General features: G+C 62.2%; 26 protein-coding genes. 11 read left to right on the top strand and 15 right to left on the bottom strand.

The genetic code is table 11. From position 1 onward, the window contains the following. Window positions 1–98 precede the first annotated feature (98 nt). From ACX80B_RS01920 to ACX80B_RS01910, 3 genes are read left to right on the top strand one after another with little or no spacing between them, the layout of a single operon-like run. The gene (locus tag ACX80B_RS01920; protein ID WP_459292464.1) at window positions 99–635 is read left to right on the top strand and encodes a 2Fe-2S iron-sulfur cluster-binding protein; all 537 of its coding nucleotides are present in this window, start codon (window positions 99–101) and stop codon (window positions 633–635) included. After that, window positions 632–1,675 (top strand): FAD binding domain-containing protein, encoded by a 1,044-nt coding sequence (locus tag ACX80B_RS01915; protein WP_459292462.1) that lies wholly within the window; start codon window positions 632–634, stop codon window positions 1,673–1,675. Before ACX80B_RS01920 ends, ACX80B_RS01915 begins: the two co-directional genes overlap by 4 nt. Continuing rightward, window positions 1,672–3,753, top strand: a complete 2,082-nt coding sequence (locus ACX80B_RS01910; RefSeq protein WP_459292460.1) for a xanthine dehydrogenase family protein molybdopterin-binding subunit — start codon at window positions 1,672–1,674, stop codon at window positions 3,751–3,753. The genes ACX80B_RS01915 and ACX80B_RS01910 overlap by 4 nt, the downstream gene beginning before the upstream one ends. 3 nt (window positions 3,754–3,756) lie before the next feature. Here the strand turns inward: ACX80B_RS01910 and ACX80B_RS01905 are convergent, their stop codons facing one another. From ACX80B_RS01905 to ACX80B_RS01880, 6 genes are all read right to left on the bottom strand, one after another. After that, entirely contained in the window at window positions 3,757–5,202 is a 1,446-nt protein-coding gene (locus ACX80B_RS01905; protein WP_459292458.1) for an RNA polymerase sigma factor, read from the bottom strand. Window positions 5,203–5,301: 99 nt separating this feature from the next. Further along, a complete protein-coding gene (locus ACX80B_RS01900; RefSeq protein WP_459292456.1) occupies window positions 5,302–5,853 on the bottom strand; it encodes an iron transporter in 552 nt (183 codons plus the stop codon). A 33-nt stretch (window positions 5,854–5,886) separates the two neighbouring features. After that, window positions 5,887–7,098 carry an alcohol dehydrogenase catalytic domain-containing protein gene (locus ACX80B_RS01895; protein WP_459292454.1) on the bottom strand — a complete coding sequence of 404 codons (1,212 nt, stop codon included), beginning with the start codon at window positions 7,096–7,098 and terminating at the stop codon, window positions 5,887–5,889. Between the two features lie 224 nt (window positions 7,099–7,322). After that, window positions 7,323–7,802 (bottom strand): DoxX family protein, encoded by a 480-nt coding sequence (locus tag ACX80B_RS01890; protein ID WP_459292452.1) that lies wholly within the window; start codon window positions 7,800–7,802, stop codon window positions 7,323–7,325. A 137-nt stretch (window positions 7,803–7,939) separates the two neighbouring features. Beyond that, window positions 7,940–8,917: an AfsR/SARP family transcriptional regulator gene (locus ACX80B_RS01885; RefSeq protein WP_459292450.1), complete on the bottom strand. Its 978-nt coding sequence runs from the start codon at window positions 8,915–8,917 to the stop codon at window positions 7,940–7,942. A gap of 335 nt (window positions 8,918–9,252) precedes the next feature. Further along, window positions 9,253–10,866: a multicopper oxidase family protein gene (locus ACX80B_RS01880; protein WP_459292448.1), complete on the bottom strand. Its 1,614-nt coding sequence runs from the start codon at window positions 10,864–10,866 to the stop codon at window positions 9,253–9,255. A 225-nt stretch (window positions 10,867–11,091) separates the two neighbouring features. On the opposite strand from ACX80B_RS01880, the gene ACX80B_RS01875 reads away from it, so the two are divergent. Next, window positions 11,092–12,066: an NAD-dependent epimerase/dehydratase family protein gene (locus ACX80B_RS01875; protein ID WP_459292446.1), complete on the top strand. Its 975-nt coding sequence runs from the start codon at window positions 11,092–11,094 to the stop codon at window positions 12,064–12,066. Between the two features lie 23 nt (window positions 12,067–12,089). Here the strand turns inward: ACX80B_RS01875 and ACX80B_RS01870 are convergent, their stop codons facing one another. From ACX80B_RS01870 to ACX80B_RS01855, 4 genes are all read right to left on the bottom strand, one after another. Further along, the gene (locus ACX80B_RS01870) at window positions 12,090–13,229 is read right to left on the bottom strand and encodes a diguanylate cyclase (RefSeq protein WP_459292444.1); all 1,140 of its coding nucleotides are present in this window, start codon (window positions 13,227–13,229) and stop codon (window positions 12,090–12,092) included. 201 nt (window positions 13,230–13,430) lie between these two features. Continuing rightward, on the bottom strand, window positions 13,431–14,174 hold the full coding sequence (locus ACX80B_RS01865) for a GAF and ANTAR domain-containing protein (RefSeq protein ID WP_459292442.1): 744 nt from the start codon (window positions 14,172–14,174) through the stop codon (window positions 13,431–13,433). Between the two features lie 192 nt (window positions 14,175–14,366). Beyond that, a complete protein-coding gene (locus ACX80B_RS01860; protein WP_459292440.1) occupies window positions 14,367–15,101 on the bottom strand; it encodes a GAF and ANTAR domain-containing protein in 735 nt (244 codons plus the stop codon). A 49-nt stretch (window positions 15,102–15,150) separates the two neighbouring features. Beyond that, entirely contained in the window at window positions 15,151–15,492 is a 342-nt protein-coding gene (locus tag ACX80B_RS01855; protein WP_459292438.1) for a GNAT family N-acetyltransferase, read from the bottom strand. Window positions 15,493–15,766: 274 nt separating this feature from the next. Between ACX80B_RS01855 and ACX80B_RS01850 the strand changes: the two genes are divergently transcribed. Further along, window positions 15,767–16,489, top strand: a complete 723-nt coding sequence (locus tag ACX80B_RS01850; RefSeq protein WP_459292436.1) for a GAF and ANTAR domain-containing protein — start codon at window positions 15,767–15,769, stop codon at window positions 16,487–16,489. Window positions 16,490–16,491: 2 nt separating this feature from the next. Then, window positions 16,492–18,102, top strand: coding sequence for a PP2C family protein-serine/threonine phosphatase (locus ACX80B_RS01845; RefSeq protein WP_459292434.1), 1,611 nt, complete (start codon window positions 16,492–16,494; stop codon window positions 18,100–18,102). Window positions 18,103–18,125: 23 nt separating this feature from the next. Here ACX80B_RS01845 and ACX80B_RS01840 read toward each other — a convergent pair whose 3' ends face one another. Both ACX80B_RS01840 and ACX80B_RS01835 read right to left on the bottom strand, forming a co-directional pair. Continuing rightward, window positions 18,126–19,307, bottom strand: a complete 1,182-nt coding sequence (locus ACX80B_RS01840) for a hypothetical protein (RefSeq protein ID WP_459292432.1) — start codon at window positions 19,305–19,307, stop codon at window positions 18,126–18,128. 16 nt (window positions 19,308–19,323) lie between these two features. Continuing rightward, a complete protein-coding gene (locus tag ACX80B_RS01835; RefSeq protein ID WP_459292430.1) occupies window positions 19,324–19,554 on the bottom strand; it encodes a hypothetical protein in 231 nt (76 codons plus the stop codon). A 50-nt stretch (window positions 19,555–19,604) separates the two neighbouring features. Between ACX80B_RS01835 and ACX80B_RS01830 the strand changes: the two genes are divergently transcribed. From ACX80B_RS01830 to ACX80B_RS01810, 5 genes are all read left to right on the top strand, one after another. Then, the gene (locus ACX80B_RS01830) at window positions 19,605–20,006 is read left to right on the top strand and encodes a PRC-barrel domain-containing protein (RefSeq protein WP_459292428.1); all 402 of its coding nucleotides are present in this window, start codon (window positions 19,605–19,607) and stop codon (window positions 20,004–20,006) included. Window positions 20,007–20,356: 350 nt separating this feature from the next. After that, window positions 20,357–21,469: a multicopper oxidase domain-containing protein gene (locus ACX80B_RS01825; protein ID WP_459292426.1), complete on the top strand. Its 1,113-nt coding sequence runs from the start codon at window positions 20,357–20,359 to the stop codon at window positions 21,467–21,469. 139 nt (window positions 21,470–21,608) lie between these two features. After that, window positions 21,609–21,911: a hypothetical protein gene (locus ACX80B_RS01820; protein WP_459292424.1), complete on the top strand. Its 303-nt coding sequence runs from the start codon at window positions 21,609–21,611 to the stop codon at window positions 21,909–21,911. A 120-nt stretch (window positions 21,912–22,031) separates the two neighbouring features. Next, window positions 22,032–22,283: a type II toxin-antitoxin system Phd/YefM family antitoxin gene (locus ACX80B_RS01815; RefSeq protein WP_459292422.1), complete on the top strand. Its 252-nt coding sequence runs from the start codon at window positions 22,032–22,034 to the stop codon at window positions 22,281–22,283. Continuing rightward, entirely contained in the window at window positions 22,280–22,672 is a 393-nt protein-coding gene (locus tag ACX80B_RS01810) for a PIN domain-containing protein (RefSeq protein ID WP_459292421.1), read from the top strand. The genes ACX80B_RS01815 and ACX80B_RS01810 overlap by 4 nt, the downstream gene beginning before the upstream one ends. A gap of 40 nt (window positions 22,673–22,712) precedes the next feature. Here ACX80B_RS01810 and ACX80B_RS01805 read toward each other — a convergent pair whose 3' ends face one another. The 3 genes from ACX80B_RS01805 to ACX80B_RS01795 all read right to left on the bottom strand — a co-directional run bounded on the left by ACX80B_RS01805 (window position 22,713) and on the right by ACX80B_RS01795 (window position 24,961). Beyond that, window positions 22,713–23,354 (bottom strand): DsbA family protein, encoded by a 642-nt coding sequence (locus ACX80B_RS01805; protein WP_459292855.1) that lies wholly within the window; start codon window positions 23,352–23,354, stop codon window positions 22,713–22,715. A gap of 199 nt (window positions 23,355–23,553) precedes the next feature. After that, complete coding sequence (locus ACX80B_RS01800) at window positions 23,554–24,024, bottom strand: cupredoxin domain-containing protein (protein ID WP_459292419.1); 471 nt, start codon at window positions 24,022–24,024, stop codon at window positions 23,554–23,556. 154 nt (window positions 24,025–24,178) lie between these two features. After that, window positions 24,179–24,961 carry a hypothetical protein gene (locus ACX80B_RS01795; protein ID WP_459292417.1) on the bottom strand — a complete coding sequence of 261 codons (783 nt, stop codon included), beginning with the start codon at window positions 24,959–24,961 and terminating at the stop codon, window positions 24,179–24,181. Window positions 24,962–25,116 lie beyond the last annotated feature (155 nt).

Here is a 25,116-nt window from a genome sequence, read left to right as displayed (position 1 = left end):
GCCGGACTTTCGCTTAGCACAGAGGGTTGTAGGGCCCGCGGCCCCTGGTATAGGTTACAAACCAAGCCGACTTATCATCCACCGCAGAGGCACGCGTCATGGACAGGGAAATCAACCTTCGGGTGGATGGTCAGCAGCGCTCCGCCATCGTCGACACCCGCACCACGTTACTGGACGCTCTGCGGGACAGATTCGGCATTACATCGCCCAAGAAGGGCTGTGATCACGGCCAGTGCGGCGCCTGCACGGTCCTGCTCAATGGCCGGCGGGTTACTTCGTGCCTTATTTTTGCCGTGGCGCATGACGGTGACGAGGTCACCACCGCCCAGGGTCTGGCCGGAGGCGGAGTGGCCACCGGCGGAACGCTTCATCCCGTGCAGCAGGCATTCCTGGACCAGGATGGTTTCCAATGTGGTTACTGCACCCCGGGGCAGATATGTTCCGCCGTCGGCATGTTCGACGAGGCGGCGGGCGGCCACCCCAGCCATGTCACCGAAGACCTTAACAGTCCGATTGAATTGACCGACGCCGAGATCCGCGAGCGGATGAGCGGTAATCTTTGCCGCTGCGGAGCCTACGTCAATATCGTCGCCGCCATCCGCCAGGTGGCAGACCAGAAAACGGGCCAGGCATGATCCCGTTTGAATACCAACGGGCCGACGGGGCCGCCAGCGCGGTGGCAACGGTGACCGGCCGGCCGAACGCGAAGTTCCTCGGCGGCGGTACCAATCTGGTTGACCACATGAAACTGGGCATCGCCGCTCCGGAATTGCTGGTGGACGTCAGCAGGCTGCCGTTGGACAGAGTGGAGCAGCTCGACGACGGCGGCGTGCGGATCGGCGCCACCGTCCGCAACAGCGATCTCGCGGCCCACCCACTGATCCGCGAACGTTATCCGGTCCTCGCCGAGGCGCTGCTGGCCGGCGCCTCTGGGCAACTGCGTAATATGGCGACCACCGGCGGCAATCTCCTGCAGCGCACCCGGTGCGTGTACTTCCAGGACGTCACTACTCCATGCAATAAGCGCGAACCCGGCACGGGCTGTTCGGCGCTGGAAGGCTACACCCGCTACCACGCCATCCTGGGTGCCTCCGAAGATTGCGTGGCGGTTCACCCATCGGATATGGCGGTCGCCTTGGCGGCGCTCGATGCCACCGTCGTCGTCCTTGGCGTGGAGGGGGAGCGGATCATCCCTCTGTCGGAATTCCACCGGCTTCCCGGCGACGAGCCGGAGCGGGACACGATTTTGGAGCACGGCGAACTTATCACCGCGGTCGACTTGCCGCCGTCGGCGATGGCCCGCCGTTCGGCCTACCGGAAGGTGCGGGACCGGGCCTCGTACGCGTTCGCATTGGTTTCCGTCGCTGCTGCGATCGAAATTGACGACGACGGCTCACTGGCTGGCGCGCCCGTGATCCGGGATGTGCGGATCGCCTTGGGAGGTGTGGCGCACAAACCCTGGCGTGCGGCCCGCGCCGAAGAACTGTTGCGCGGCGGACCCGCCACGGAGGAAAATTTCCGGCGGGCGGCCGAGGCCGAGTTGGAAGCGGCCGATCCCCTGGCCGGCAATGAATTCAAGGTGCCAATGGCCCGCAACACTATTGTCGCCGTCCTGCGCGGACTGACTGCTGCGTGGGCCGAGGGTAATAGAACGGAACCGGAGGCAGGACGATGACCGGGATGCTTGCCTCGAAGGCCATCGGCCAGCCGCTGGAGCGCATCGACGGCGCGGCCAAGGTCGAAGGAACCGCTCCCTATGCCTATGAACAGCCGGTGGAGGACGCCACCTACCTGCATCCGCTCCAGTCCACGATCGCCCTGGGCCGAATCACCGGGATCGACACCGGTGCGGCCGAAGCGCTCGAGGGCGTCATCGCCGTACTTACGCATGAAAACGCACCCCGCCTCGCCAATACGGACGATGCCGAGCTGGCCGTCCTGCAGGGACCCGGCGTTGGCTTCCGTGGCCAGTTCGTCGGCGCCGTGATTGCCGAGACCCCCGAGACTGCCCGGCACGCGGCCTCGCTGGTGACGGTCAGCTACGACGAAGAGCAGCATGACGCACAGTTGACCGCCGACCACCCTGGGCTGTATGCGCCGGACGAGGTCAACGCCGGCAAAAAGACCGATACCAGCGACGGCGACGTTGACACGGCGATGGCGGCGGCCGCCGTCACCGTGGATCAGACCTACACCACGCCGGCCGAACACAACAATCCGATGGAGCCGCACACGACGGTGGCGCTCTGGGCCGGCCAAAACCTCACGCTCTACGACTCGACGCAGGGCGTGCACCCGGTGCGGCAGACAATCGCACCAATCTTCGGCCTGGACCCGGAAAACGTCCGTGTCATCGCTCCGCATGTCGGCGGCGGGTTCGGCTCCAAAGGCTTGCCGCACGCGAATGTGGTCCTCGCCGCCCTGGCGGCCCAGCGCAGCGGCGGCCGGCCGGTGAAGTTCGCGCTGAGCCGGCAGCAGATGTTCTCGCTGGCAGGCTACCGGACGCCAACCATTGGACGTGTGCGGTTGGGAGCGGACGACGGCGGCAGACTCACCGCAGTTGCCATGGACGTCGTCGGACAAACTTCGAAGATCAAAGAATTCGCCGAGCAGACCGGCGTACCGGCACGGATGATGTACGCCGCGCCGAACCGGCGGACCACGCACCGGCTGGCCCCGATGGATGTAGCTGTGCCCTCCTGGATGCGGGGGCCGGGGGAGACACCGGGGATGTTCGGACCCGAAGTGGCGATGGACGAACTGGCCATTGCCTGCGGTATCGATCCGATCGAACTGCGCGCCCGCAACGAGCCGGAGACTGATCCGGAAACCGGCAACCCGTACTCGAGCCGGAAGCTGTTGCAGTGCCTCGCCGAAGGTGCAGACCGGTTCGGCTGGAACCATCGCCAGGAGCCGGGCAAGCGCATGGACGGCCACTGGCGCACCGGGATCGGCGTGGCCGCCTCAACGTATCCTTTCCTGCTCCAGCCTGTCTCGCAGGCGCGGATCAGTTTCAGCGCTGACGGAACCTATGCCGTCCATATCGGTGCGGCCGATCTCGGCACCGGAACGTGGACCACGCTCACGCAGATCTCCGCAGACGCGTTGGACGTTCCGGCGCATCGGATCCGGCTGGAAATCGGCGACACCGCGCTGCCAATGGCTTCGGTGGCCGGCGGCTCCTCCGGAACGGCGAGCTGGGGCGCGGCCATCATCGCGGCGGCGAACGAGTTCCGCGAGCGGTACGGGGAGAAGCCCGTTCCGGGGGCAGAGGTACAGTCGAAGACGCCGGAAAATCCGGACACCGAGCGGTACGCGATGCATTCCTTCGGTGCCCAGTTCGCCGAGGTCCAGGTGCATGCAGACACTGGCGAGATCCGTGTCTCCCGGATGCTGGGGGTATTTTCCGCCGGACGGATCATCAACGCCCGCACGGCCCGGTCACAGTTCATTGGCGGCATGACCATGGGCATCGGCATGGCGCTGCACGAGCAAAGTGTGCTGGATCCGCGGTTCGGCCATATTGTCAACCACGACTTCGCCGAATACCACATTCCCACCAACGCCGACATTGCCGACGTCGACGCCGTCTGGCTCAATGAGGTGGACCCGCACGCCGGGCCGCTGGGAGCCCGGGGGGTTGGCGAGATCGGTATCGTCGGTGCCGCCGCCGCCGTCGCCAATGCCTCCTACAACGCCACTGGTATCCGGATCCGCGACCTGCCGCTCACCCCAGACAAATTCCTCCTGTGAGGCTCAGTCCAGGTAGTCCTGCAGCACCTGCGAGCGTGAAGGGTGGCGCAGCTTGGCCATGGTCTTCGTCTCGATCTGGCGGATCCGCTCGCGGGTGACACCGTAGGTCTGGCCAATGTCATCCAGGGTCGCAGCCTTGCCGTTGGTGAGGCCGTAGCGCATGGACAGCACACCTGCTTCGCGTTCGTCGAGGGTGTCCAGCACCGCATGCAGCTGTTCGCGCAGCAGGGTGAAGTTGGCCGCATCGGCCGGCACGACGGCGTCGGAGTCCTCAATCAGGTCACCGAAGCTGGAGTCGCCGTCTTCGCCCAGGGGAGTGTTCAACGAGATCGGTTCGCGGCCGTACTTCTGGATCTGGACGACCTTTTCCGGGGTCAGATCCAGCTCGTGGGCCAGCTCTTCGGGCTCCGGCTCGCGGCCCAGGTCCTGCAGCATCTGCCGCTGTACGCGGGCCAGCTTGTTGATCGCCTCGACCATGTGCACCGGGATGCGGATGGTGCGGGCCTGGTCGGCCATGGCGCGGCTGATCGCCTGGCGGATCCACCAGGTGGCGTAGGTGGAGAACTTGAAGCCCTTGGCGTAATCGAATTTCTCGACGGCACGGATCAGGCCCAGATTGCCTTCCTGGATCAGGTCCAGGAACGGCATGCCGCGGCCGGTGAACCGCTTGGCCAGGGACACGACGAGGCGCAGGTTTGCCTCAAGCAGGTGGTTCTTCGCGATCTCACCGTCGTGCACAATGAACTTCAGCTCGCGCTTGAGCTTGGCGTCCATACCCTCGTCATTGGCCAACTTGTGCGCGGCGAATAGACCGGCCTCGATCCGCTGGGCCAGATCAACCTCTTCGGCGGCGTTGAGCAGGCCGACCTTGCCGATCTGCTTCAGGTAATCCTTGACCGGATCCGCAGAGGCACCTGCGGACAGCACCTGCTGAACGGGAGTGTCGTCGTCGTCCGCGTCTGAATAGACGAAGCCGCCGCCCTGGCGGGCTTCCTCCTTCTCCTCAGCCTTGGCATCCTCCGCTGGCGTGGCGTCGGTGTCCGGCTTGGCGTCAGCATCGGCGCCAGGGTTGGTATCGGCGTCCGGCTTCGCGCCAGCGTCAGCTTTGCTTACGACGGCGGTGGCGCCCTTGGTTTTCGGCGCAACTTTGGCCGTGGCCTTGGTTTTAGAAGCAGTCTTAGCGCTGCCGCCGGTTTTGGGCGCAACCTTCGTGCCGCCGTCGGAATCCTTCTTGGACTTGGGCGTCTTCGACGGCGCCGGTGCAGTAGTCTCTGTATTAGGCCCGTCTATGGGTTGGCTGTCGGGCTCAGCCAGGCGTTGATTCTTGGTCTTGGCTAGTGGCAAGAGGGACCTTCCTTCGACATGTCCAAGGGTGCGGGCCGGCAGGGAAATACCTGTTCGGGCCTTTCCTCTGGACGATGCTGTGAATGTGCTGGGCAAAAACCCCATTTATAGTGGAACTGCCGGTGACCCTTAAATGTTCCATAAATCGGGCGTAATGGCACTTCCGTTATACAAACGTGGGATTTGACACCCTTCCGGGGCCGCTCAGTCCTTGCCCCGCTTGACCTTAACGTTGGTGAACTCGACCTCCACAGGCTCCGTGAAACGCTTGCCATTGACCTCGTCGTGGCGGTGGATCGTCGGTGGCTCGACCCTGACCCGAAGCGTGTAGGTCCCATCGGCGGGCACGGTCCAGTTCCGGCCGTAGTGGTACATCATGGGATGCCACATCAGGGGCTGCTCGTGGGTTCCGAGATTGTTGCCGTCCGGATCGATGAGCGTGGCGAAGACCTTCGCGACCGGAACGAAACGGCCGTCGGCGGCATCACAGACCACCACCTCCACGTGGCAGTTCTCTTCTTCCGGCTCGTGCCAGTGCAGATTGCCGGCGTCGAGCCATTCATACATGCCTTCGGCTTCTTCGACCGCGTAGCCGATCAGGTACTCGCCGGCCTCCTGCTGGCCGCCGTCGTTCGCCACGGTTCCGGTCATGTATTTCAGCGCGCGGCCGTAGGCATCGCCTTGTTCCTTGGCGAGTTCCAACTGCTTCTTGGTGGCCTCGCTGGTATTGGGGTCCATCGGTGGGCGTTCAGTCATGGTGTTCCTCCTATTAGGTCAACTACGGGCGGGTCAACCCACGTCCAGTACAGTCTTGGTCCACCCCTCCTCGCGGCGGTCGAAATTCTCGTAGGCCCCGATGGCGTCCGGAATTTCCTCGTGCTGGGTGATGAACTTCGTGGGATCGAAAACCCCGGAGGCCACTAGATCCAGCAGCGGCGGTGTCACTGCGCGGTGGTTGCAGTTCCCGGCGCGGATGGTCAGGTTTTTGTTGGTTGCCAAGCCGATCGGATAGGACGTCAGATCGGGGGAGTAGACACCAATGATGCCGATCCGGCCGTACTTGGCCACCGACTGGATGCTCCATTGAGCCGCCTGGGACGGTGCATCGCCGGGAACCCACAAATCGCCCTTTGGATCGGCGCCCGGAGCCACCTGCTCCACCTCGGCGCGGAACTGTTCGGACTGGCCCGCTGCCTGCTCAGCCGCCGGACCTCTGCTTGGCTTATCGGCATCAACTCCGACGGCGTCAATCACCGCATCGACGCCCATGCCTTGCGTCGCTTCATGGATGGCCTCGACCGGATCTTCCTTGTTGAAATTGATGACCTCAGCGTTTTGCTCCAATGCCTGGACCAGCCGGGTTTCGACGTCGTCAATGGCCCAGACGCGGCCAGCACCTTGGCGGAACGCGGAGGCGATAGCCAGCTGGCCGACTACCCCGGCACCATAGACGGCCACGGTGTCGCCGGTTTTCACTCCGGCCAGCTCGGCTCCGAACCAGGATGTTGGAAAAATGTCGGAGAGAAGAATCGCCTGATCGTCTGAGACATTCTCCGGAAGGGGGATCAATGTATGCGCTGCCCACGGAATACGCGCATACTCGGCCTGCAACCCGTTCACGGGGCCGGTTGGCGCAGGGCCGCCAAAGAAACATGTGCCGGCCTGCGGCCCGTTGGGATTGGCGACGTCGCACTGGGCGGTGTGCCCTTCGCGGCAGTACCGGCAGAAACCGCAGGACATAGTGGAGCACACGATGACCCGGTCGCCGGCGCTGAAACCACGCACGGCCGCACCCACTTCGGTCACGACGCCGACAGCCTCGTGTCCGAGGATCGTGCCCTCCTTCATGCCTGCCATAGTGCCGCGGATGAAGTGCAGATCGGTACCGCAGATAGCGCTGCGGGTGATCTGAACGATGGCATCGTTGGGGTCCCGAATCGTCGGATCATCGACATTGTCGAGCCGGATGTCGCCTTCGTCGTGCCAAACTACTGCTCGCATAAGTAGATCCCTTCGCGCGGTTCCCGCGTTGGTGTTTCCGAAAATCAGCGGATAACCCACAGACGGGTGGTAGCGGATGATGACTAACTTAAACAGTAGCCTTACTATTTTTTGTTGGCCAGCGGAAAGCTCCGACTGGGGAAAAGCCCGAACGGGCACAGGCGATGGAGATGATCCGTTTGGCCGATGCCCGTCGGTGCGAAGGTTCCTCTACCGAGGCTGGTTTACCCTGCGTTGACGGATCGCCTGCCGGGGCCAGCGGCGTCATTGGAGGCGAGCAGCCGTACTTTGGAGTTCCGGCGGCCGAAGAGTGCGTGGTCGAGAGACAGACGGCCGGGACCGGTCAGCGCAATGGCCAGTGCTGCGGAACCGAGTATGAGCACCAATTCGAAGCCGCCGTTGCTGACGAAGATGCCTGCCGGCAGGTGGACGATGAAGAAGGCACCTGTCATGTCGAGGGTCAGCAGGGCTCCGAATGGGCGGGCGAGGAGGCCCAGGATCAGTGCGATGCCGCCGACGAGTTCAAGCGTTGCGATGATTGGGGCCGTGATGTCGGGGGCGGGGGCGCCCATCTCCGCGAAGGACGCCTGAGTGCCGGCTATGGTGAATTCGTTGAATTTCTGCCAGCCGTGGGCGGCGAAGATGAAGCCTGCCGCGACGCGGAGGATGGTCAGGGCGGTGGTGGTCAGTGGAGACGTTTTCATAATCTACCCATTTTCGTGAGATGGATGTCGAACGAACATTGATCTGGAAGGTATGTTCCGGCCCCGGTTCTGTTGCTTATTGGTTTGAGTCGGCAGTGTTGAGTGTCGTGTCGGTTCAGTCGTGCCGACAGGCGGCCTTAAGCCGGCACCGGCACGGTGAGTCGGGCTTGTTTGAGGAGTCTGGACAGCACCCGGCTCGCCTCGCGCAGCAGTTCATCCCCAGGCGCCGCTCCCGCGACCAGGACCGGAGGAGCATCGATGGACGGGACTTTTGGAGCAGTGTGAGCGTGCAGGCAGAGCAGCGCCGAGACAAGTTCGGAGAGGCTGTCGTCGGAGTCGGCAGCGCCTTGGAGTAGATCGCGATGAATTTTCTGCAGTGATGGTCCGGGCGTGCAGCCAAGTTCTTCAATGAATAACTGCCGGCATTGCTCGTAGGCATGCAGTGCTTCGGCGTGCCGTCCTGCGTTTTCCAGAGCCTCGAGCAGGGCAGACCAAGCGTTTTCGTCGAGTTTGTCGGCGTCGATGGCGCGGTGGGCGAGCCGGATCGCGTCCTCGCTCTGACCGATTTGGTTTGCGGCATTCGCAGCGGCGACCATGGCCCATCCCAGCCGGGTGGTGTGGGTCTGGCGTTCGGCTTCGGCCCATTCGGCGGTGTATTCGTCGGCCAGAAGCGGTTCGGCGGCCATCGCCAGGGCCTCCAGCAGCGATGGATACGCTTCCGCGGCGGGTGCGTGCTGGGCCTTGTCGATGGCGGCGTTGAAGCGGTCCAAGTCCAGATCGATCAGGTTGCGGTCGATAATGTAGCCGGCCGCGACCGTCCGCAGCGGCCCGTTTTTGCTTAGGCCGGGTTGGATTCGTCGGCGCAGAATACTGATGTAGCTTTCCAGGGTAGGCAGCGCCTCCGGCGGTGCCGCGTCGCCCCAGACCAGGTCGACGAGCCGGTGCTTGGAAACCGGCGTACCCCGGTTCAGGATCAGTATTTCCAGGATCTGCCGCGGCTTGCGACCTCCAAAATCACGGGCCCGCAGCACCGCATCCCCTCGGCGTATCTGCAACTCGCCGAGCACCTTCACATGTATAAAGCCTTCAGCGGTTTGAGCTTTGCTCGCACTCATGATGGCCCCCCTATTCCCCGTTAAGAACTACAAGATATATAGTCTCCAAATTGGAATGTGATTCCCAGCCCTACTTGTGGGGGTAGGCGGCTACCTAACTTTGGGTGTGTCCATCACCCGTTTGCTGCGCATGTCAAGAGGTAGCTCAGGATTGGCTCAAAATTGATCCGATCTTGGCTCAAGTACTTGCCAGAACAAGGACGGCAACATATAAGCGCAGACTCCGGTCACATGTCACATGCAAGACCAAGCGGCGACGGCGATCGACAGCAGTCGCGCTTGCGTTGACAGTCCGATCTGGTTCAAACCGATGAAACTGTTTCGGTCAGGCGTACTTAGTCCGGTTCTGTGTCGAGGTGTGCGGGGTCTGCGAGCATGGGGTCGCAGTCGATGGTGTCGTCTGCGATGGGGCCTACTCTGAATTGCATCATCATGGAGTGGTCCTCGTGCGGGAGGTTGTGGCAGTGGACCATGTAGCGGCCTTTGTGGGGGCCGAATTTCATGAGGAGTCTGACTGTTTCGCCTTCACCGACGTAGACGACGTCTTTAGGTCCGCGTTCGTAGGGGAAGGAGGCTCTTCCGTCGCGGCTGAGGATTTTGAAGTCGATGAGGTGGATGTGCATTGGGTGGAACCAGCCACCGGATTTGTTTTCGAACTCCCAGATTTCCGTTGCCCCGAGTTTCGGGTTGGCGCTGACCATTTTGAAGTTGCTGGCGATGACGTCTTCCCAGGTGACGCCGTTAATGGTCCAGGGTTCGACTTCCCCGCCGCGCTGGACCCGGAAGTGGCGGGTCTTGACCGCGTCCTTCGGGTCCAGTTCCATCACCTCGCTGTGGGCCAGAGTGGTGGGGATCCGGTTCCATTTCGGGTCGGCCTTCATCTTCTTCATACTCGGCGGGGCGACGACGTCGAAGGCCATCACCTTGTTCGTGTGGTCGTAGTCGCGGTTATTGTCGTTGGACAGGTTCCGCAGCTCGACCCGGGTGCCGGGCCGATACTTGCTGAAGTCGATCAGTACCTCATAGCGTTCGGCCATCGCGTGGCGGAAATTGTTGACGGTCTGGGTCCGTGGCATCAGTCCGCCGTCGGTGGCGACCATATGCATCGGGTCCCCGGTGCTGAGCGCGAAGCGGTAGGAACGCGAGATCGAGGCGTTGAGCACCCGGAACCGGTAGACCCGGGGCTGGACCTTCATCACCGGCCAGGGCCGGCCGTTGACGAGGATCACATCGCCCCACAGTCCGGAATGGGACCGGTCGTCGTAGGCGAGGGACCCGTCGGCGGCGAACATCGCGTCGCTGACCACCAGCGGAACATCGAACGCGCCCTGGGGCAGCAGCTTGCGCTCCAGCGGGTCGTGCATGACGTAGACGCCGGCGAGGCCGGAGTAGACGTTCTGGGCGGTGTAATGGACCTGATGGTCGTGGTACCAGAGCGTGCGGGCCGGCTGGAAGTTCGGGTAGTGGTATTCCTTGCAGAATCCCGGCGGGGTCACGTCGTTGGCGTACCCGTCATATTGGGGCAGTGACGCCGAACCATGCAAATGCGTCGCCGAGGAGAGCAGGTGGCCCCACTGCGGGTGGTACTTGGGCAGCTTGTTGCGCATGTTGACCGTCGCCCGTGTTCCCCGCTCCAACTCGATCGTCGGGCCCGGGAAGATCCCCTCGTAGCCCAGGATCCGGGTCGTCTTCCCGGGCACGATCCGCGCCGTGCTCTGACGCATCGAAATTTCGTAGTGGTTCACCCGCTGCCCGTCCTCCCACGTCACGGACTTGGGCCGCAGCTTTGGTGGCCGCACGAACGCGGTTCTATAGGGCCGGGGCATCTGAGACTCATCAAGCTCACTGGCCGACTTCGCCGAAACCGTCGAGATCGGCACAGTCACCAAACCCGCGCCCACAGCCCCTAAAGCGCCCAACTGTAAAACATTCCGCCTCGATACAGACATGACCGATTAGCTCCTAAGTACAGAGACCGGTAATTGAGGAAGGCTCTTCTTTTCAAGAATCGCTATGCAAGACATATTTCGCCGATGACCTTATAAAAACCTATGGTGCCTCTTGGATGTATATTCCTCACCGGCTGGAAGCTGGTCGTTGTAGATTGAAGGCCCAGGACAGTGCCCTCGGAGCGAATTGTGCCTGCGCTCCCCGGACCAGAAAAAAGGATGGCCATGAGCGTTGAAGACAAGGTTCATGTCGTAGTAGGCGCCAGTGGCGGAACGGGCAGGGCGTTGGTGCGTGAGTTGCGCCGGCGCGGCCGGCGCGTGCGGGCAGTTAACCGGTCAACTCCGGTGGACCCGCCGGTCGACGGCGTGGAATTCGTTTCTGCGGACGCAACCGATGCGGCAGCAATGCGTCAGGTGTGCCAGGGCGCGGGTGTTGTGTACAACGCCGTGAATCCGCCTCTCACGCGTTGGCGTGCGGACTTCCCCGCCGCTGTTGACGGAATCCTGGCAGGGGCGGAGTCAGCGGGGGCGCGGATGGTCTTCGTCGATGACACCTGGATGTATGGACGGGTTGATGGCCCGATGGCGGAAAATCTTCCCTCCCGCCCCGCCAGCAACAAAGGCGTGCTCCGGGCCTGGTTGGCGGAACGGGTGTTGGCCTCTCATTCCAGGGGCCAGGTGGCCACGGTCATCGGCCGTGCTCCAGAGCTGTACGGCCCGGCCGTCGAGTCGCTGCTGGGCCGCAATCTCTTCGGCGCCGCTGTGAGGGACAAGCCGGGATTGTGGGCCGGGGCGTTGAATATGCCGTTGACGCCCATGTATATCGAGGACTTCGCCTACGGTCTGGTCGAGCTCGGCGAACGGCAGGAGGCTCTTGGCAAGGCATGGCATATCCCGACGCCTGAACCGATATCCGCCGCCGGTTTTATTGACCTGATTTCTGTCGCAATTGAGAGACCCTTCCGCGTGCATAACCTTGGCCCGGGCCTGGTGCGGGCCGCGGGAGTGTTTTCGCCGGTGGCACGTGAGGGGGCCGAGATGTTGTATCAATTCCGGCAGCCACACGTCATCGACTCCACAAAATACCGCAATGCATTTGGTCCCGGGAAAGTGACCGACTATGAGACAGGTATCCGGGAGACCCTCCGGTGGTACCGAACCAGGAAACCAGCCAAGGGGCTGATCCCGTCTGGAAAGTAGATAGTCGTTGACGCTCTGGGCGGCTACGCGCGGCATACCCGGTTGCGGCCGAGCGATTTCGCGCGGTACAACGCGGTATCCGCGGAGGCAATCAGCGTGTCCAGGTCCGCATTGACGGGATCGATTGACGCTATTCCGTAGCTGGCAGTGGGCAGCCGGATATCCCCCGGTACGTTCATATCTGCCAGCCGCCGGCTGATGTGCGACGCGACGTTCTCAGCTCCGGAAGGAGCGGCACCGGGGAGCAGGATGATGAATTCATCTCCGCCATAACGCCCGACATAATCGGTGGACCGGACTGAACCGGTGCATGCAGCGGCGAACGCACGGATGGCGGAGTCGCCGCCGCTGTGCCCATACTCGTCATTTATTAACTTGAAATGGTCCAGGTCAACGAGGACGAGCGAACCAACACTTCCTACGCGCTTCATATGCCGAAGTTCTTCGGTGGCGAGATCGAGGAAACCGCTGCGGTTGAGGACCCCTGTCAGGCCGTCATGTGTTGCACTTGCCCTAAGTTCCCTGGTGAGTTGCTCGTTGCTCAGCGAGGCCATGCTGAAGGACACGGCCACCAGCAGCACCAGTGTTATCAGGGTCGTTATGTCGGAGCCGAAGTAGGTACTGAAAACGTCACCATCGGGACCTACGGCCAGGAAAGCTATGCACCGCGCGATGTAATACACGGCAAGCAGCCCCGATGCCGCGGCCAACGGCCGGTGGACACGGGAATAGCCAGGTTCCAGGCGCCACAGTTCAAGAGACGCGAGGCCGATCCCCAGACACATCAGCGCGAGGAAAACAGCGCCGCCGGCCCAATCATTGATGGCGGGATTTTCGACGACGGACGCCACGAGAGTAAGCAGGGGAGCCACAGCGAAGACCCAGACAGGCGGCCTTGCTGCTCTTAAGGACCGCGCGCCCGCCCAGACCCCGACCGCACCGAGCACAAGCAGAACGTTTCCCAGCGGATTGGCCCACCGCTGATGAAAAGTGCCGTCCAAAAGATACGCGGCGGATCCGGTCAGAAACAGTCCCAGCGCAATGCACCACCAGGCGCTGTAGGCAGAACGGGTGCTGCGGAAAGTCACAAAGTAGAAGAGTACGACCAGGGTCAGCGCAGTTATGCTGAATGCCACTCGCAGAGTGGTGGTATCGAGCGTCATTCCGGGCTCCGCCTGTCCGCAGAGTCAATGAGACCAAGTCACAACGTTTCGTTGCATGCCGGCGCGTGTTCATGCATCCGCGGACTCCCCAGCAAGCCCACGCGCTTCCGGTGATCGTAACACCCCGACCCGACCATAGAGATATAGGGCACGGTCATGGATTGTCATGATCGGGAGGCGGCACGAGCCACCGTGCCAGGCTCACTGCTGGAAGTGCGTTACCGGCTCCTTCCTCTGCCCCACGGAGGCAACGATCTCGGCCGCAACTTCGCGCACCTTGATGTTCCGGTGCGAGGAGGCATTGCGCAGAATGTCGAAGGCGCTCTCCTGCGAGCACCGGCTTTGGCCCATAATGATCCCGACAGCCAGATCGATCGTCGTCCGCGATGCCATCGCGGCCTTGAGGTTCGCCTCAGTGTCGTTATGCTGTGCCAGCCGCAATGCCAGCCGCAACGCGTTGGAAGCCTGGACGGCGAAGGACTCGGCAGTATCAATCAGGTCGTCAAACTTGCCGGCCTCATCCGAGTAGAGGTTCAGTGCAGCACTTGCCCCACCCTCCAGCTGGAAGGGGACGGCGAGAATCGAACGCATCCCGCGGCCGGCCACGTTGCGGGTGAATTCCCGCCAGCGCTCATCGCTGTTCAGGTCAGGAATGTAGTTGGTGACGTGCTCGCGCGCGGCATTCAGGCACGGCCCGTCCGCGTATTCGTATTGCAGCTCATCCATGGCTTGCGCGCGTTCACTGCTGCTGGCCACCGTGGCGGCCTTCTTATGCCGGAGAAGCGTAATGCCGCACAAAACCTCGTCGTCAGCTCCGGAGAGTTTTGTCGCAGTGTAATGGGCCAGTTCATCCAGAAATTTCTCGACATCATCCGTGCCAAGAATCATGTTCTGCAAATGCTCGAGCGTCGAGTCCTCAGCTGTGCCGGTACTCGTAGTGCTCATGGGTGCCCCAATTCAGTCCACATCCTTTAGATACGCAGTGGGCACCGGTCATGGGCACGATTCCAGTAGGCGGACGGCGTGCGGTCCCAGCACCAACCGCTTACACAAGCGATAGATTGGGCCGCGTCTTGACCGTTGCTCCAATATTACAGAACCGGGGGCGGCGCGCCAACGAGGCCTTTGCGCCGGAGGTCAAGCTTCGAAATGGGCCCTGGGTTCGGGAGTCTTCCCGACTCCGGCCACCAACTGTCCGGCTACTTCACGCAGTTTAACGTTGCGGTTCGAGGACGCCTTTTTGAGGAATTCGATGGCCTCATCCTGACTGCACCGGTTTTGCCCCATTACGATGCCGACTGCCATGTCGATAACGGTCCGGGAATCCATGGCAGCTTTGAGATCCGCGGACCTTTCACTGTGCAGGGCAATCCGGATGGCCAGGCGCAGGGAGCGGGCTGCCTCATCGGCGAAGGCCGTGACTCTCGTGACGTCGTCGCCGTCGAACTTTCCGGGTGCATCAGAGTAGAGGTTGATCGCGGCCTTGGCTTCTCCTTCGAGATTGAAGGGCACGGCCAGTACCGAACGCATTCCGTGTTGCACGACGACGTCGGCGTAGCCGGGCCAGCGGGGCTCCTCAGCCAGGTCCGATATCAGTACCGGCTTCTGTTCCCGCGAAGCAGTCAAGCACGGGCCGTCGTCGTAGTTGTATTGGATTTCATCCATCCTGCGGGCGCTTTTGCTGCTGCTCGCGACGGTGCCTGCCTTCTTGTCCCGCAGCAGAGTGATTCCGCACAGGACTTCGCTGCCGTCGCTGAGTTCCTGCACCGCATGGCGGCATAGTTCATCCAGGAATTCTTCGACATCGGCCGAACTTAGAACCGCGTCCTGAAGGAAATTGTTGGTGTTTTGCTCGATAAGCTCGCTACCCATGGCAGCCCCCGTAATGTGTTATGCCGGAACCGCCATTCTACAGCCGGACTCAGGATAGCGACGCGGCGCCGTCTATTAGACCGAAGCGCCGGCGCTGGTCTGCCGGGACGAGGGCAAAGTATTCGGGCCTGGTGGACATGAAGGCCCGGACCACCGGGCAGTAGGGGAGGACGGCGAGGCGGCGGTGATGCATGTCGTCGAGGATCCCGCCCAGAAACGACGCGGCGAAATCACGGTTCTGGTAGGCAGCGGTCAGTTCCGTGAGAATGAAACACATCCGGCCGTCGGACATTTCGTATTGCAGGAAGCCGGCACGTACTCCATGGTCGTAGATGTCGAACCGTGACTCTGCGAAATTATGCTGCACCGTTGGGAGCGCGTCGCCGGTCATGCGGCCACCATCCGGGATAGGCCGCCGCCGGCTTCAATGGGGATGGAAGTCTTGCCGATGTCCCGACGGTCCAACACGTGCAATCGGTCTTCCAAAGAAATGACTCCTCAAGGCGGGCAGGAACGTATGGCCGACTGCTCAACCGTCCAAAACATTACCGGTTGCCTTGGCCAACAACAAGGGCAGGATATTCGCGCCGGAATACACCCTCCACCGACGCCTGATGGACGTAAAATTACATACAGGGGATTGGATTCTGTGAACTGAGGCAGCCGTGACAGCGCAACTTCCGCTGGCGGACGAGTTGGCCGCCGTCGCTGCACGTGCGTCGGGGTTTCTGCTCGACGAAGATACCGTCGCGGCCGCCCTGTGCCTGATTACCTCCACGGCGGCGGAATCCGTCCCCGGCGCGTCGGGCTCGGGCGTAACGCTGATTGACCCATCCGGCCGCCAATCAACTTCCGCAGCCTCGGACCCCGTCGTCGAACAGGTGGATCAGTTGCAGTATGACCTCGGGGAGGGGCCCTGCTTGACGGCATGGGCGACGACGTCGGTAATCCGGATGGACGACGCCGCGTCGGAGAGCAGATGGCCGCGATGGACGACGGCGGTGCAGACGCTGCCGCTGCGGTCGAGTGTGAGCGTCCCACTCAGCGTTGGGACGACTGCCCTCGGCGCCATGAAGATCTATTCGCCTGAGCCGGCGGCCTTCGATGAACGGAGCGAGCGCCTGCTCCAGTTGTTGGCGGCGCAGGCAGCCATTCTCGTGGCAAACGTGCAGGCCCGCCGGAGCGCGCAGCGGATTTCAGACAATCTTCGGGAGAACCTGCACAGCCGGGACATCATATCGACGGCGGCGGGTATCCTCCTCGAGCGCGACGGGCTGACCATCGAGGAGGCCGTGTCAGTGCTGATGGCCTCGGCGCGCAGGGAAGATACGGCGCTCGTGGAGGTTGCGGAGAACCTGGTGAAGTCGACGATCAATGCGGGGGAGTGACCATGGCCGCCGGCATGGACGAGAACGAGCAGCGCCGGCTCTTCAAGGAAGCAGTGGAGCGTGCCGGTCTGCAAATGGAAGAGCTGTGGATGCGCTACTTCAGCCTGGGCGGAGGCGCCGGTCAGTTCGAGGTGGAGGCCTACATCCATGGTGCGAATGCCCTGCCGGCGCTGCAGCGGGATCTATTGTCCCAGGCTTTGAACGAGTACCTTCGGGAGTCGTCCTCATCCGCCCGGGCGCCCTATAGCAGGCCGGTGAGCGAGCCGCTGCCGGACCATGGCCCGTTGGCGGCGCTGGTCCACCTGCTTAGCGGCATGCAGATCTCTCCGCCGGAGCGACTGCCCGCTGTTGCCGCGGCGGCGGGAAAGGACATGGGCGTCGATCTCACCATCTACCTTGCCGACGACGGCCAGCGTCACCTGGTGCCGCTGCTGGACGGTGCAGATGGCGGCGCGGGGAATGAGACTCCGAGCCGCGGGAACGGTGCCCGGCACGGCTCTGCAGACGGCGCGGGGCTGGAGGTGGACGGCTCCATGCCCGGCCGCGCTTTCCAGGAGCTCAAGGTCGTCGCGTCCCACGAGGATGGCAGGCTCTGGGTCCCGCTGGTCAACGGTTCGGAGCGGCTCGGCGTCGTCGAAGTGGCACTGGGCGACAATCAGGACACCGCAGGGCTGCACGACCCGGGGATGCGTGAACAAGTCCTATGGTTGTCCGGGTTAATCGCCCGGCTCGCGGCGGCATCCAACAGGTCCGGAGATGCCCTGCGTACGTTGGCCCATCAGACGCCGACGAGCACCGATGCCCAACTAATCCACCATCTGCTTCCCGCCCACAGTGCCGCCACGGACTGCCTGGTGGTCGCGGGGGCGCTGGACCCGGTGCCCGATGCCCGCGGCGGCATCTTTGACTACTCACTCTCGGAAACAACGGCGCACCTGGCTATTTTCGGCATGTACGACGACGGCAGCGGTTCGGCAGGTGCCGGCAGCCCGGCGATGCTCGCAGCCGTGGCCGTGTCCGCCTACCGCGCGGCACGCCGCAACGGCGACGACCTCGTCGACCAGGGCGCGGGAATCGACGAAGCGCTGGCCATCCGCTTCGGCCCAGGAAACCATGTCAGTGGCATCCTGGCCGAGGTTGATCTGACCAACGGCCGGCTGCTCTACCTGACCGCGGGCCATCCGCCGCCCGTCGTGGTGCCACAGGCGGGAGTCTCCCAAGTGCTGATGGGCGGACGCCGGTTGCCGTTCGGCCGGCCGGATTCAGTGGTTAAATCGCATGCGCCGGTTCCACCGCCCACCGGCCCCGACCTCGATTCCGTTCCGGCCACCGGCTTCAGCAGGGCGCCGGGCGAGCACCGGCTCCGCCCCTGGGACTGGCTGGCACTCTTCAGCGACGGTGTTACTGGTGCACGGGGCCCTGCGGGAACGGAATACGGATTGACGAGGTTCGTCAACGGACTGCGCGAACAGATGTCCCTCGGCAGCCATCCATCAGAGGCTGCCCGCGTAGTGCTCGCGGAAGTGGCACATCATCGTGGGGATACGACGGCCGGTGATGCCGTCGTCGTACTGGCCCGCTGGGCAGAAGCGGGACCTCCGGTCACACATTAGCGGCGCCTGTTACTTCGCGCCGGTTAACTGCGCCTGTTACTCCGCGCCGGCGACCGTACCCGCCGAAACGCCAGCCCTGCCTGTTTGTCGGAATCCCGTTCCCCGCTTTCCTGGCTCTCGCTCACCCGCTCGTGCCGTTCCTGCTCCCGGCGCCCGTACGTCGCCTGCATAATCGCCTGGTCGCTTTCGAAGCTGGAACCGAGAGCACCGGCGAACGTTCCCATTGAGCTGGCCAACCATGCGAGTTCGATGTAATCCAACAAAGTGATCGAGTGGCCCAGGGTGTCCTCGAAGTACGCGCCCGGGATAACGGTCAATGAGCCCAGGAACGTCACCACAAGCAGCAGTCCATACATACAGAGCACACCGACTATCAGGGTGAGGACGGTCGCCGCGTTGTAGACCCTCGCGTCCTTGTCGCGTCCGATATGCCTGCTTTCCTGCCACAGCCCGTTATAAACAATCAACCAGGTGATCATGGCCGCGACTGCGATCACACTGATCAGCAGCAGCCGCCCGGGGACCAGCGAGTCGGCCATAGTCCAAATGCTGGCATAGAAGATACCGAACGCCGCCGCGGCGGCGGCGGCGGCGATCGCACTGGACAGGCTGGGCAGCAACAGCCAGGGACGGTTAATCCGGACCATGCCGAACAGCAGGCGCATCGCGCCCCGGAATCCCTCCAGCGCCAGATAGGAGTCGGTTCCGCCCTCCTCGCTGTTGGTTGTCTCCTGCCTGATGGGCGATTGCATTCTGTCCGAAAGGCGCAAGGGGCGGTGCTTTTTGACCGCTTCCCGCTCCGGCTGCAGATCGTCGTCAAGCATCACCCGCACCACCCGCACAATGCCGTTCTTAACGTGGTGGCGGAGCCTGACGGGACCGAGCGCCGGCAGTGAAATAAGGGCGGAGTCGTAATCGATATTGACGTCGGAGAGCACTAGCTGTCCCTCCAGCCGACGGGTTAGTTCAGTCAGGCAGATGAGAAAATCGTAGCCTTCATCTTCCTTCAGCTTTTGACTGTTCCGCCAGATGACGATTTTGCCGTTTTCATCCAAAGGCATGGGCTGGCACTTGACCCGGACTTCCCAATTCACCTTGTCCGTGACGCCGCTGGCCAGAACGTCAGGCAATTCGTCCTTGAGCCGGTTGGCGATCTCGTTAGGCAGATCAGGATCGGTGACAATGCCGACAACCTTGGTCTCCATTCAGTCTTCGCCCGGGCTAGTCTTCGCCCGGAGTCCAGGACAGAGTAATCTCCACGCCGTCCTCGATCTCGCGGATCAATAGGTGCAGATCCTCGCCGTAGAGCTCCTCGTGTCCGCGGCCGGTGGTGTCCTCGGCCGCCTGGTCAACCAGGTCAGCCATAGCGCGTGCCATGGCCCTGCCCCAGTCTCCAGGATGTTTGCTGGAGGCCGTTTCCGATGCCTTGTACCTGCCCTCATTGATAGCCATAATTAAACAGTAGCCTTATGGATTTTTTCCGGCCAGTCCAGGAGCGGACCATGATCACTTATTCCCAAATTGAAGCCCTCATGGAGAACAAAGGCAGCATCGTCGACTCCACCGGCCACAAAATCGGCTACCTCGATGACGTCTACCTCGACGATAAAACCGGTATGCCGAAGTGGATCACCGTGGGCAGCGGCTCGTTTGGCACGCACGCCTCTTTTGTTCCGTTGCGCGGCGCGGAGATCATTGAGGACCAGGTCTGCGTTCAGTACTCGAAGGACGTCATCAAGCACACTCCGCGCTTCACGGTCCACGGCCATTTGCTCCCCGCCCAGGAGGATGAGCTGTATCGGCACTACGGCATTGAACCTGGTTCGCTCCGACCGGTCAAAGAGGGATCCGGAGGAGAGCCGGACGGGCCGGAGCAGCACAGATTCATCGAGGCCGACGACTAGCCGGATCCTGCACCGAGGGCTTAACGCAGCACTACACCGCGCCGCCCAAAGCACTGCCGGTTCCGGTGTCTTCGACGTTCCCGCGCCAGCCGCCCTATCCGGTCCCCTTCCAGCTGAACAGTGACCTTGGTGCTGTTTGCCTCCAGCGATTGCGTTGCAATCATTGCAATCACCCGGCGCAAGGTTTCCTCAACCGCCGTCGGCCAGAATTGTTGGTATATCGATTCGGGGGAACCGGCCGCGGAACGGCATCCAGAACCAAAGGTCTGCTGGTTGTACGTTCCCGGTTGAGACCAGCAGCGGGCGGCAGCTGGGGTGTGCGCCTGCCCGAATCAAAGGAATAAGTCTCGATGACTATTTCACCTCATGAGCACCTGTACGACAGCCAGGTCGACTTCAGCTCAAATCAAGCCCAGGAAGACAACCCCGTCACCGAATACTGGGAAGAACCGGATGTTTCCATCGAACTTGATGTGTTCCGCCGGGACCTGCGGTTCGACGACGGCCAAGAGCACGAGATCATGTGCTTCAATGACGACGCCGGTGATCGTGCGTTTCCCGGTCCGCTCATCCGGGTCCAGGAGGGCCAGATCTTCCATGGGACCACCCATCCCAGCAAGGGACCGCACACCACCCACTGGCATGGGCTCGAACCGGATCCGCGCAACGACGGCGTGGGACATACGTCGTTTGAAATCGAGGGCGAGTATACGTATCAGTGGCAACCGGAAGTCGGCTGGCCTGGGGACCCGAACCTTGGTGGAGCAGGAACCTACTTTTATCACTGTCACGTGAACACCACCCTGCACGTGCAGTTGGGCATGTTCGGACCGTTGATTGTCGATCCGGTGGTGCATCCCGTCTTCCCGATTAACGACGGCGTCACCCGGCGGATCTTTATCGATGGACCGGAGTACGACATCGATACGGAGACGCTCATCGCACCGTACTCGGTGGATCCACGTTGGCACGACTACAACCATGCAGAGGGGCTGTCCGGCGAGGACGTGGGCCTCAACAATTTCCAGCCGGAGTACTTCTACCTGCTCGGTGGGGAGCTTGCCCACCGTCCGGGGGGCGAGCATGTTTGGAGTCTGCAGAACATGCGCGCGAATGTGGCTGGGGCCGACCGCGCACCAACCTTGCTCCGGCTGCTCAACGCAAATTACTCGCCGACCACCATGCGGTTTACCGACAGTAGCGGGGCCCCGGTGAAGATGGCAGAACTGCTTTCCCATGACGGCCGGCCGTTCCGCGAGACATCGCGTCAGGGTCCCTGCCGGGCCTGTCATTTCACCGATTACCCATTGATGACCCACATCGTCGCGTCGGGGGCGGCCGAGCGTTATGACATGCTGCTGTATCCGCCGGAGGCCGGAACTTACTACCTGACCATGCAATTTGAAGACTGGATCGACGGCAGCGTTATCGGCGAGCGGATTGTGGAGATCATCGCGACGTAACGGTCTGGGTTGGCCATGATCTTGACGAATCTCGTAAACTGAAAAGCGAGGTCAAGCAACGGCCAACGGAAGTTCTGTGAAGACGGGAACCGTGAACCGTGGCTCGGCCCGGTTCGTGGTCCCGGGATGAGGTGCGACCATGACCACCATTGATTTCGAAACCAAGACCAGCAGCCCCGACCGAAGCGCTCCCCAGCCTTCCAGCCCGGCCGCTGCTTTCACTCCGGCCGACCGGACAATGAACCACAAGCTGGCCGCGGTACCAACCTGCAACAAGTGCAAGACCGACGAGTATCTTTACATCGAGGAATACACGCCGCCGGTAATCAACGACGACGGCGAGCTCGCCCGGCTCGGAGACACGAGTTACTTCTGCACCCGTTGCCTCCAGTACGGCGCCCACGCAGTTCCACCTCTGTGGACACCCGACAGCCGTTCCTGAGATTGCGCGAGCCCAGCTGACGCTCCTTTTCATATTCCGCCTACCAGGGCACCCGCTTGTAGGAGCGGTGGCCGCCACTCCGCTGTGGCACAAATGTGCACAGGCCGGTAATATGGCGCTATGGCGACTGTAGGCGTACGTGACCTAAGAAATCGGACAGCGGATCTGGTTGCAAGGGCTCATGCTGGAGAGGAAATCATCATCACCAACCATGGCGCACCGGCAGCCCGGCTTGAACCGGTCGTGCCGGGGCTGAAACCATTCATGACAAAGTCGGATCTGCTTTCGCTCCCGCTGGCGGACCCAGGTCTCAAGGACGATCTCGCTGTCCTGGCTGGCGATACCACCGAGGACCTTGGTCCCATTCGATGAAAGCGTTGCTTGATACCAGCGTGTTCATCGCATTGGAATCCGGTCGCAGAATCGAAGAATCTAAGCTCCCCGAGGAGATGTACTTCAGCGTCATTACCCTCGGGGAACTGCATGCCGGCGTCCTGGCAGCGAGCGACACAGAAATCCACGCGCGCCGCCTGGCGACCGTTGAGTTCATGGCAAGATTCGAAGTTCTGCCGGTGAATGCGGATGCCGCCAGACATTGGGCCCGCCTCCGCTTCAGGCTGTATGAGTCCGGCCGAAAAGTTAACGTCAATGATCTCTGGATCGCCGCTGTAGCTTTGGCTCATGGCATGCCCGTGGCCACGCAGGACAAGGACTATGAAGTACTCGAAGGACTGGATGGTCCGTTGGTGGTTCAACTCTAACCATGCCCGGGAAGCCTGGAGGGCAAAAAGCTGCCAGGAGTCAATGCCGAATGGCTTCTTCGATCAGCTCCCGGAACTCCTTCTCCGTGGACGGCTGAATCTTCTCTCCATCCAGGAAGAAGGTGGGCGTTCCGGTGACGCCGAGGCCCACGCCGTCGCTCTTATCCAGGGTGACTCGCGCGGCCGTCGCCGGGTCCTCAATGGCCTTGTCGTAGGCCTTCATATCCAGCCCGAGATCCTTGGCATAACCCCGGAACGTTTTTGCCTGCGACTCCTGACTGTGTGACCAGTCGTTCTGGGTCTCAAACATGCGGTGGTACATGGCTTTGAACTCGCCCTGCTGCGCTGCTGCTTCGACCGCCAGCGCCGCGTTCATCGAATTCGGGTGGCCCGGCATCGGGAAGTACCGGCTGACGAAGGTTACCTTGTCGCCGTAGTCTGCCTGCAACTCTTCGACCAGCGGGTAAGCGGCGGCGCAGGCTTCGCATTCAAAGTCGAGGAACTCGACCAGCACCGCCTTCTCATCCTCGGCCGTTGACAGCCGGTGACTGCCGTCCCGGACGACCTGCGCGTTGGCTGCGAGGTCATGTTTTTCAGTGCCGCTGGTGTTGGATACGTACGCGAACCCCACCAGCGCGAAAGCCGCAATGATAGCGATGGCGAGGGCAAACTTGTTCTGCACGCTCAACTTTTGTGTTCTCCTCGAGGCATGGGTGCTGTGGCGGGACATTGGCAGGGCGCCGTCGACCGACCACAGTTCATTCTCGCCCGTGCCGTGTGTGCTGCCAAAAGATGTGGCACATCGCACCCGGCCACAGGCATACTCTTTGCATCCGAGTGGCGCAGGTCAACCGGCGACCGGCTGATCGAGAGTCGGCCTCTTATTCAACAACCAGGGTGCCCATCATCGCTGGGTGAAGAGTACAGATGTAGGGGTACTCGCCCGGCTCCTCCGGGGCCGTGAAGGTGACGGTTTCACCGCCGTCGAACTTGACGTCAAATACTCCCTCTTCCTCGGAAGTCACCGTGTGAGGAGCCGCATCCTTATTGACTATGGTGATGGTCGCGCCGGGGCTGACAGACTCGGGACCATCAAACTTGAAGCCCTCAACGGTAATGACCACTTCCTCAGGGGAGTCCATGCCCTCGCTCATTGGCTCCTCAGATGGCGACGGCGACTCGGCCGCCATGGATTCGCTGGGTGATGACTGTGGTTCGGCCGCCATGCTTGAGGAAGATGTCTCCGGTGCGGTGACCTCCCCGGCGGTATCTTCGCCTGAGGAGCCGCATCCAGCGACTCCTACCAGGGCCGCAGTGATTATGACTGCCAGGGTGCTTTTTCTGATGTTCATGATTGTCCATTCATCGGGTATTGAAGGAAGGGTTTAGTTTGGGGGAGTGCTCATGGATTAAAGGGGAACCGCCGCCTCCGCCAGTGGCGGAGGCGGCGGTTCTGTCTAGCCCTGTGGATCACAAGGGGTCAGTGATCCTGCTCGGGGTTGGACCTTAGCGTCCGGCGACCATGCGGCGGCGAAGGGCGTAGGCTCCACCGGCTGCGGCCAGCAGGCCACCACCAAGAGCGATCATGCCCATCTCGTTTCCGCCGTTGCCACCGTTGGTCTCAGCTGCAGCGGTAACGCCGGTGTCAGCGCCACCTGCGGGCATCATCTCCAAGGAACCACACAGTGCCGGTGCCGTTGCTGCCAGCGGCAGTTCCGGAACCAGGTTGGACTTGGCGGTGGCGGCTTCCTCGCTCAGACCGGCAGGATCAATGCCGTGAACGACGATGACGCCGGTGCCTTCAGCCAGAGCGTCCTGGGTGGCATCGTTCAACTCAAAGGTTTCCGAGTAGGTAAACGATGAACCGGAAGGAGCAACGCTGATGTCGGTGGCTGCTGCCGGGCTCTTATCGGCATCGCCGAGGGACAGTGTCGTGCCGATTTCACCGTAGGAAGGCACACCTTCGACCGTATCTACGATTCCGTCGCCGTTGGCATCATCCTCGGCGATGGTCGGGCAGGTGCCCTGTGCAGCGATGTGGATGTGCTGCACGTGCGGGAACGGACCCTTGCCAAACGTCTCTGCCAGTCCGGAGGCCTCAATGTTGACCGTAGCGGTGGCGCCTTCGACGTTGACCCAGGCGCTGCCGCTGGCGCCGGTCTCGTTGATGTCCTGGAAGGTGGTCGAGTACGATCCCGCGGCATGGTCTGCCATTGCGGGCCCACCGGCCATGGCGGTCAGGCCCAGCGCGACGGCGGGGGCCAGCAGAAGTACTTTTTTCTTCAACATAGTCTTCTCCTTATGAGGTTCGTGGAGTCCACCTTTGGACCCGCATACAAGTCATTCGGTGTGGTCGTCGTCACGGATGGGTCTGAGGGGAGGGCTGGTATCTGAACTGGGCGGACCATCAAGTCCCGGACATGGGTGTGGCACCCGTCCCGGGC

The sequence above is a fragment of the Arthrobacter monumenti genome, assembly GCF_054511255.1.
Note: the sequence above shows the minus strand (reverse complement) of the source record. Positions and strands in the feature narration are given on the sequence as shown.

Coding starts and splice junctions, on each gene's coding strand:
- ACX80B_RS01920 (WP_459292464.1), top strand. CDS start 99: ATGGACAGGGAAATCAACCTTCGGGTGGATGGTCAGCAGCGCTCCGCC.
- ACX80B_RS01915 (WP_459292462.1), top strand. CDS start 632: ATGATCCCGTTTGAATACCAACGGGCCGACGGGGCCGCCAGCGCGGTG.
- ACX80B_RS01910 (WP_459292460.1), top strand. CDS start 1,672: ATGACCGGGATGCTTGCCTCGAAGGCCATCGGCCAGCCGCTGGAGCGC.
- ACX80B_RS01905 (WP_459292458.1), bottom strand. CDS start 5,202: ATGGGGTTTTTGCCCAGCACATTCACAGCATCGTCCAGAGGAAAGGCC.
- ACX80B_RS01900 (WP_459292456.1), bottom strand. CDS start 5,853: ATGACTGAACGCCCACCGATGGACCCCAATACCAGCGAGGCCACCAAG.
- ACX80B_RS01895 (WP_459292454.1), bottom strand. CDS start 7,098: ATGCGAGCAGTAGTTTGGCACGACGAAGGCGACATCCGGCTCGACAAT.
- ACX80B_RS01890 (WP_459292452.1), bottom strand. CDS start 7,802: ATGAAAACGTCTCCACTGACCACCACCGCCCTGACCATCCTCCGCGTC.
- ACX80B_RS01885 (WP_459292450.1), bottom strand. CDS start 8,917: ATGAGTGCGAGCAAAGCTCAAACCGCTGAAGGCTTTATACATGTGAAG.
- ACX80B_RS01880 (WP_459292448.1), bottom strand. CDS start 10,866: ATGTCTGTATCGAGGCGGAATGTTTTACAGTTGGGCGCTTTAGGGGCT.
- ACX80B_RS01875 (WP_459292446.1), top strand. CDS start 11,092: ATGAGCGTTGAAGACAAGGTTCATGTCGTAGTAGGCGCCAGTGGCGGA.
- ACX80B_RS01870 (WP_459292444.1), bottom strand. CDS start 13,229: ATGACGCTCGATACCACCACTCTGCGAGTGGCATTCAGCATAACTGCG.
- ACX80B_RS01865 (WP_459292442.1), bottom strand. CDS start 14,174: ATGAGCACTACGAGTACCGGCACAGCTGAGGACTCGACGCTCGAGCAT.
- ACX80B_RS01860 (WP_459292440.1), bottom strand. CDS start 15,101: ATGGGTAGCGAGCTTATCGAGCAAAACACCAACAATTTCCTTCAGGAC.
- ACX80B_RS01855 (WP_459292438.1), bottom strand. CDS start 15,492: ATGACCGGCGACGCGCTCCCAACGGTGCAGCATAATTTCGCAGAGTCA.
- ACX80B_RS01845 (WP_459292434.1), top strand. CDS start 16,492: ATGGCCGCCGGCATGGACGAGAACGAGCAGCGCCGGCTCTTCAAGGAA.
- ACX80B_RS01840 (WP_459292432.1), bottom strand. CDS start 19,307: ATGGAGACCAAGGTTGTCGGCATTGTCACCGATCCTGATCTGCCTAAC.
- ACX80B_RS01835 (WP_459292430.1), bottom strand. CDS start 19,554: ATGGCTATCAATGAGGGCAGGTACAAGGCATCGGAAACGGCCTCCAGC.
- ACX80B_RS01830 (WP_459292428.1), top strand. CDS start 19,605: ATGATCACTTATTCCCAAATTGAAGCCCTCATGGAGAACAAAGGCAGC.
- ACX80B_RS01825 (WP_459292426.1), top strand. CDS start 20,357: ATGACTATTTCACCTCATGAGCACCTGTACGACAGCCAGGTCGACTTC.
- ACX80B_RS01820 (WP_459292424.1), top strand. CDS start 21,609: ATGACCACCATTGATTTCGAAACCAAGACCAGCAGCCCCGACCGAAGC.
- ACX80B_RS01815 (WP_459292422.1), top strand. CDS start 22,032: ATGGCGACTGTAGGCGTACGTGACCTAAGAAATCGGACAGCGGATCTG.
- ACX80B_RS01810 (WP_459292421.1), top strand. CDS start 22,280: ATGAAAGCGTTGCTTGATACCAGCGTGTTCATCGCATTGGAATCCGGT.
- ACX80B_RS01800 (WP_459292419.1), bottom strand. CDS start 24,024: ATGAACATCAGAAAAAGCACCCTGGCAGTCATAATCACTGCGGCCCTG.
- ACX80B_RS01795 (WP_459292417.1), bottom strand. CDS start 24,961: ATGTTGAAGAAAAAAGTACTTCTGCTGGCCCCCGCCGTCGCGCTGGGC.